The following is a 7,406-nucleotide window of genomic DNA, read 5'->3' as shown; positions in this document are numbered from 1 at the left end:
GCATTCCGCATCAAGTGCCCACACTTATCGGCTGTTAATTTTTAAAGATCGATTCGCTCAACTCGCTGCGCCTTTACTGCCTGAACTACCCGGCGCTGCTTCGTTTGCGTCGCTGCGTCTGCAGCAGAGAAACGAGATTATGGAGACCGATCGACATCGCGTCAACCCCTTTCTGCAAATTCTTTTCCGGGGCCACGGCAGGGATGCCTCCCCTATATATAGATGGAGGGCTCGAACACATCGTGCCCTTGTGGGCGTACAGTGCGCCTCTATATAGGTGTAGGCCGCGCAGGCATCCGGCAGGCGCGCAACAACAGAGATGATGAATTGATGTGCACCGGTGAGCGTTAACCCCCAAGGTCGGATATAATGCGAGCCGCGCAAAATTTCGCATGTCCATCGGCCCGCTTCCAGCGGGCTCATCTTTTTAGCTCCCAAGAGCACAGCCCAACAACCGCGTTGAGTCACATCAGGTGATGCTGAGCCCTGCTCGAAACGCCTGACGGTAGCGTCTTGCGTCTCATAGCGAAGCCTCTAGAGGAAATTACGTGAACCCTTTTGATCGCGAAGATTCGCAACACGAAGCCGCTGCCTTTACCGCCAAGCTCCCGTCCGGCCGCGCGGCCAAGGGCAAGGGCGCCAACAAAGCGATCCCTTCGGCAGCCGATCTGCCCCCGCAGCAAGCCGAAGAACGGCAGCGCCTGATGCGCGCGCTGATCCAGTTGGGTAAAGAGCAAGGCTACCTGACTCACGCGCAGATCAACGACCACCTGCCGGACAACTTCACGGCGACCGCCGCGATCGACAGCATCGTCAGCGCGTTCAGCGACATGGGCGTGCAGGTCTACGAACAGGCGCCGGATGCGGAAACCCTGCTGCTGAACTCGAACTCGCCCGCGGTGGTCTCGGACGACCAGGCGGACGAAGAAACCGAAGTCGCGCTGTCGACGGTCGACTCGGAGTTCGGCCGCACGACCGACCCGGTGCGTATGTACATGCGCGAAATGGGCGCGACCGAGCTGCTGACGCGCGCGGGCGAAATCGCGATTGCGAAGCGCATCGAAGACGGCCTGCACGAAATGGTCCAGGCGATCGCCGCGTGCCCGCTCGCGATCTCCGCGATTCTCGCGAGCGCACAGCAGGTCGCCGACGGCGAGCTGCGCATCGACGAACTGGTCGACGGTCTGAATGAAGAGACGGTCGCCGCGGAAGAAGAAGCCAGCGCGGATTCGGATAGCGTCGAAGACGCCGATGTCGACTCGGACGACGACGAAGAGGAAGACGACGATTCCGGCCCGGCCGATTCGTCGGCGGCAGACGAAGCGCGTCTGAAGCAGCTCACCAGCGACTGCCTCGAAATCTTCGCGCAGGTCGGCATCCTGTCCGACGAGATGAACGCGGCGCATATGCGCGGCGACGTCAATTCGAAGGCCTACCGCCAAGCTCGCGAAGACATCCAGCAACACCTCGCGAAGATCCGCTTCACCGCTCGCACGATCGATCGTCTGTGCGGCGACGTGCAGCAACAGGTCGCGCAAGTGCGCGCGATCGAACGCAACATTCTGCAGATCGTCGTCTCGAAGGCCGGCATGCCGCGCGAGAAGTTCATCGAGACGTTCGCCGGCACCGAAACCGACCTCGGCTGGACCGAGCGCGCCGCCCGCCTGGGCACGTCGAGCTTCGGCCCGGCGCTCGAGCGTCATCTGCCGGCGATCCAGTCCGAGCAGCAGAAGCTGATCGACATCGAAGCGACCGTGTCGCTGCCGCTCAAGCATCTGAAAGAGATCAACCGCCAGATGGTCGCGGCCGAATCGAAGATGCGCAAGGCCAAGAGCGAGATGATCGAGGCGAACCTGCGTCTGGTGATCTCGATCGCGAAGAAGTACGTGAACCGCGGCATGCTGTTCCTCGACCTGATCCAGGAAGGCAACATCGGCCTGATGAAGGCGGTGGACAAGTTCGAATACCGTCGCGGCTGGAAATTCTCGACGTACGCAACGTGGTGGGTCCGTCAGGCCGTCACGCGTTCGCTGGCCGACCAGGCGCGCACGATCCGCGTGCCGGTGCACATGATCGAGACGATCAACAAGCTGAACCGCATCTCGCGCGAAATCCTCCAGCAGACCGGTCAGGAAGCGCATCCGGCCGTGCTCGCGGAACGCATGGAGCTGTCGGAAGAGAAGGTGCGCGGCATTCTGAAGATCGCGAAGCAGCCGGTCTCGCTGGAAACGCCGGTCGGCGACGACGGCGATGCGACCCTCGGCGACATGATCGAAGACGCCGGCGTGTCGTCGCCGGCGGATGCCGCGATGCAGGCCGACCTGCGCGCCGCCATCGACGACGCACTCGACTCGCTGTCGCCGCGCGAAGCGAAGGTGCTGCGCATGCGTTACGGCATCAACACGAAGTCGGACCACACGCTGGAAGAAGTCGGCAAGCAGTTCGACGTGACGCGTGAGCGGATCCGTCAGATCGAGAGCAAGGCAATGCGCAAGCTGATGCACCCGAGCCGCGCGGACCGTCTGAAGTCGTTCCTCGACCGTTAAGCTTCTCATGCGCTTGCCGTGCGCGTTGCACGGCGAGCCGCGTCAAATCTCTTCTCTTGCAAGCAGCGGGATGCGCCGGACGACGGTGAATCCCGCTGTTTTTCCTTTCAGGCACGCCGGATAGAACGCATGTGGAAATGCCGCATCGCGTGCCTTCGTTCGACCGCGCGGCTTGCTCTCGATACCTGTTGGCGCTCGACTGTTGTCCACAGATTTTGGGCACAAGCTTGTGGACAAGCTGCGCATGACTGCGCTAACCGATTGAGCGGATTGAATTTACCGAGCGAGCTCCCGGCGGGTCGCTACCCGCTCCAGGACTTGGCGCAGATCGCGCGAACCGCGGCCCATCGCGGCGCTGTGTTCAGCGTAATAGCGCGCGCCACGCGGCAGCGCAGGCGCCGGGTCATCGTCAGATCACACCGCCGTGATCGAGCAGGTTCAACATCCCCTCGCCCGTGAGCGGCGCCGCCTCAGTGCTTTGATGCAGCGTATACGGCTCGACCGAACCGCACACCTGCAACGTATCCGCGACGAAGCGCAGCGTCCGATGCCGCACGATCGGCGCGCCGAAGCCCAGCGTGAACACGACGATCGCCAGATTGCCGAACTGCAGCGCGAGCAGACGCCCGACGCTGATCCGGCTGCCGAAGCACAGTTGCGAGCCGAGCGTGGTATTGCCCATCACGTGACGCGTCCACGCTGCGACATAAAAACTGCGGATCAGCATCACGCCGATAAAGAACAGCGCATAAAACAGGAACAGCGGCGCGAGCGTTGCCACCGATTGAGCGGCGTCCGGCGTCGGCAGATGACCGTCATGCATCGACGCGAGCGCGCTCCTCAGAAACACCGTGAACAGCACGACGAGCAGCACCACCGAGCCGGCGAAGGTGGCCGCGAACGCGCCGTACACCGTCCGCGCCCGCCCCTGGAAATGAAACGGCAGATTGCCGAAGCTGCTCGCGTTGATGCGACGCTCCGCGAGACGCATCGACATCCACGGCGTCAGCTGGCCGAGCGTCACGATGCACAGCAGCCCGTACAGCAGCGTGCGTACACCGTAGCCGAGCGCGGAACCCGTCATGCCGCCGCGAATCCCGCCCCATTGGGTGCGGCTGAGCCGATAGCGCAGCGCGCTGTAAAACGCGCCCGCCGCCAGCACGAAAATCAGCGCATACAGCGCGATGACCGGCAACGCGCCGAGCAGCACGCTCCTCGTCAGCATGCGCACCGCCGCGCTCAGCGCCACCGCGCCGCTTACCGCGCCGACCACGACCGCCGCCGCGAGCAGAAAGCCTTTGAACAACTCGCCGCCGGTGCCGGTGTATTCGAAGCGTTCGTCCTGAAAACGCATATGCGACCAGATATAGCGACGGTTATGGGTGATCGCCCAGAAGCGGTAAATGCCGAGCGTCAGAATCACCAGCAACAGGTTCTTAAAAAAGATGCCGTAGAGTTCGCCGAGCGTGCCGTCGTAGATCAGCAGCGGCCGTTTCGGCTCGAGTGAATTCATTTCCGTGCCCTCTTCCTCATCATTTAACGTCTTTTTTTGCCCGTGAATACGTACGCTTTTATGCGCGGCATACGCGCGCAAAAGCGGCGGGCTATTGGTGCTTCCCCGTGCGAACGCCGGCTCGTGCGGTAAGAATTCTTTCAAAACCCTACCGGTCCGCCTTTCACGAATACAGAACTGCAGGCAAACGGCAGCCGGACGGCGAGCACGATAATTACACGCTTTCCAATCTTTATAAACGGCATTTCCGCATATAACTCGCAATTTGCATTACGAGATATAAGCAAAAAGCGAATTTATCCACCGCGCATAATTTAAGAATAAATATCTGCAATATTTACGCGACATCAATAATTAGAAGTATCGATGTATTGACGTGAGAGGATTTTTCAGGGCATCACGAACGTCTTGACGAGCGTCAATTCGCCCGCCTTGCGCATCGGCACCCGGATCGTTTCGCTCTTTTCGTTCGGCGTGTTCTCGTTCGTGACGATCGTGACCTGGGCGACCGTCATGTCGCCGCCGCTGTTGCCGCTGCCGTAATAGTTGACGAACACCAGATAGGTGCCCTTCAGCGGCGCCGCGGACGAATAGATTTCCGGCCCGTAGCCGGTGGTTACATCGACGTCGAGCGCGCCGCCGTTCGGCGCGACGCGTTCGCCATACCACGCGTGCGCGCCGTCGGGCGAGACGACGTGCAGATCGAGGTCGGTGCCGTCGGTGTCCCACGCGAGCAGCACGCGCAGCTTCGGCTGGGTCTTCCCGCTGTACGCGTCGTAGAACTGCACGCGCTTGCGGCCGCCGTCCGGCGCGCGCACTTCGACGCTGTTGCTGCCGGACGGAAACGCATAGGGCCGCGAGAAGCGGCCGTCTTCCTCGATGCGCTGCGGCAGCGGCGTGCCGTTCACGACCAGCGTGCCGACCGACGTGCCTTTCCTCTTCGGCGTGTTGCGGATCTGCCCTTCGATCAGCGCGAACTTCGACTGCCCTTGCGGCGTCGCGACCGACACCGCCGGATAGTGCACATCCTGCGTATAGCGCTCGCTGTCGCCGCTGGTGTTGCGCCAGCCGTTGAGCGGCGCCGCGAAGTCGATGTCGGCCGCCCATGCCGGCGGCGTCGCTGCCTGAGCGCACAGCGCGACGCAGCAGCACGCGCTCTTCAGCCACGCTGTCGGGCGGCTGCGCAACGGCGCGGTTTCAGGGTCACGGTCTACACGGAAAGAAATCGGTGCCATCACGTCGCTCATTGAACAGGATTGTCGGTACGGATCAGCGTGCGCGCGGCGCGTTCGACGAACGCCTCATCGAGCCCGCGCGGATGATGCTGGAACGCGAGGTGCACGTATTCGTGCGCGAGCGCGATGCGGTCCTCCTCGCTGACGAGCCGGTACACGTACACGCGATTGCGCTCCGCATCCGCGTACGGCCGGCCTTCGCGCACCGCGCAGACGGCCGGCAGATCGGGCGTCTCGTAGCCGGCCGCTGCTTCCATCCTCCGCGCCCACAGCGGCGCGTTGCGTTGCAGCCAGGCCTGCGCGCCCGCCACCTCGACGCAGTCGCCGGCCAGCGGACTGTCGAACGACGTCAGCGTCGCCTGCGGCCAGCTGCGCGCGAGGATTGCATCGAACGTGCGGCCGCTTTGCGCGGATGCCTTCGCGGCGAGCCAGCTCATCTGCCCGGGCGCGGCTTCGTCGTGGTGATACTGGACCGGCACGCCGGTCAGCACCAGCGCATCGGTCAGATCGGCGGCCCGGCGCGCGGCGGGCTGCGGTTCGCGCGGCAGTACGCGCTGCGTGCTGCTGCTGTCGTCGATGCGCAGGCAGCCGTGGTCGCGGCGGCCGTGCTGCACGACGTAAGTCCGCGCGGCGACCGCGAGCGCCTTCGCGGCTTCGGGCTCGGCGGTGTCGCCTTCGCGCTCGACCACGCGCGCGACGTAATCGTTGAGGCCGAAGCGGCCGACGATGCGCGGCGCGCCGGCCGCATCGCGATCGAGCCGCAGTTCGCCGCGGCTCGTCACGCGCGCCCAGTTGCCGTTCACGAAGCCGACACGGAATTCGCCGCGTAACGGGCCGTCCGCGACGGCGCTGGCAGGTGCGCCTGCTGGTGCGCCCGTGCCGCGCTTACCAGGCGCGGCGGCGAGCGCGTCGCGCAATGGATAGCGGCTGAAAAAATCGACCAGCACGCAGGCGCCGTCGTCCGGCACCGCGATCGACGTCAGCAGCGGCGCGATGCGCGGCGCCGCGGCCGCGAGCACTCGCGCACTGCCGCCCGGGCCGCCAAGCCACACCGGCGTGCCGTCGGCGAGCCAGCCCGCCGCGCCGCCGAGCGATGCCCCCGGCCGGCGCGGATCGGGCATCGTCCACGTCTTCGCGCGCAGCAGGCTGCCGTAGCGCGATACCGTGCCTTCGCCGCGCCCGCTCGTCAGCACCGACACCAGCGTGCTCGCCGCCGCTGCGCGCGGCCGGTCGGGCATCGACTGCAACGCGGCGAGCAGTTCGGCGACCGGTACGCGGCGCTCGGGCGTCATCGCACGCAGGTCGCGCAGCCACGCGGGCGCCTGCGCGGCGCTCCAGTAGCGGCGCCAGTCGGCGGCATCGAGGTGCAGGCGCGCGGGATCGAAGAACAGCCCGCACGATTGCACCAGCGCATGCTCGCGGTCGATATGGCCGCCGGTCATGCAGCAATACACTTCGTCGGGGTCGGCGCCGTTGCACGCGTAGTCGGGCGCCGCGAGCTTGCGGTCGACCAGGTAGCCGTAGACGAACAGCTTCCAGACGCTGCCGAGCGGGGTATCGAGGGTCGCGGGTAAGGGCTGCGCGGCTTGCGGGGATAGTGCGGACGATGTGCTGCTCAGGTCGGCTTGCCAGAGTTGCGCATGGTTGTCGCGCAGCCAGGCGAACTGCAGCGGCGCGGTTGGAGAGGCTGCGGTTTTGCTGAAGCGATGATCGGCGGCGGGGGATACCGCGGGCGAAGCCGGGACCGGATCGGGGTTTGAAGCGGCAGCGGTTGGTGAAGCGGTTCGCGGAGCCGAAGCTGAATTCCGCGCTGAAGCTGAAGCTGAAGCCATCGCCGATGCGTCGTGCGATGCCAAACCCGCTGACGCAGCCAACGCCGACTCCGCTCCCAACAACGAGCCCATCGCCAGCGCCGCTGCGACTGCCAACCCGGACGCCGCGTCAATGAGCCGGGCCGAAGTTGGCCTGGCGACCCGGCCCAAACCCGCCTCACCAACGCACGGCTTCACGCTCAACCTCACGCACAGCCCAACACGCAGCCCCACGCCGCGCGCCGCCCCGGCCCGCAGTCTCAATGCCCAGCCATCACGCCCCACCCACCGCGCCCCAACC

The 7,406-nt window shown here is 64.9% G+C and carries 4 protein-coding genes; 1 reads left to right on the top strand and 3 read right to left on the bottom strand.

Translation table 11 applies throughout. The annotated features are described in order from the left end of the window. The first annotated feature begins 548 nt into the window (after nt 1-548). Entirely contained in the window at nt 549-2,546 is a 1,998-nt protein-coding gene (rpoD, locus tag BTH42_RS31775) for an RNA polymerase sigma factor RpoD (RefSeq protein ID WP_075305149.1), read from the top strand. 409 nt (nt 2,547-2,955) lie between these two features. On the opposite strand, the gene BTH42_RS31770 is transcribed toward rpoD, so the two are convergent. The 3 genes from BTH42_RS31770 to BTH42_RS31760 all read right to left on the bottom strand — a co-directional run bounded on the left by BTH42_RS31770 (nt 2,956) and on the right by BTH42_RS31760 (nt 7,126). Beyond that, the gene (locus BTH42_RS31770; protein WP_075305148.1) at nt 2,956-4,059 is read right to left on the bottom strand and encodes a YjgN family protein; all 1,104 of its coding nucleotides are present in this window, start codon (nt 4,057-4,059) and stop codon (nt 2,956-2,958) included. Between the two features lie 389 nt (nt 4,060-4,448). Continuing rightward, nucleotides 4,449-5,294, bottom strand: coding sequence for a YfaP family protein (locus BTH42_RS31765; protein ID WP_256702469.1), 846 nt, complete (start codon nt 5,292-5,294; stop codon nt 4,449-4,451). An 8-nt stretch (nt 5,295-5,302) separates the two neighbouring features. Next, nucleotides 5,303-7,126 carry a DUF2300 domain-containing protein gene (locus tag BTH42_RS31760; protein ID WP_083654997.1) on the bottom strand — a complete coding sequence of 608 codons (1,824 nt, stop codon included), beginning with the start codon at nt 7,124-7,126 and terminating at the stop codon, nt 5,303-5,305. Nucleotides 7,127-7,406 lie beyond the last annotated feature (280 nt).

It is taken from the genome of Burkholderia sp. SRS-W-2-2016, assembly GCF_001931485.1.
Taxonomy (GTDB): Bacteria; Pseudomonadota; Gammaproteobacteria; order Burkholderiales; family Burkholderiaceae; genus Paraburkholderia.
The sequence above is the reverse complement of the archived record's forward strand: the minus strand, read 5'-3'. Positions and strand labels throughout refer to the sequence as shown.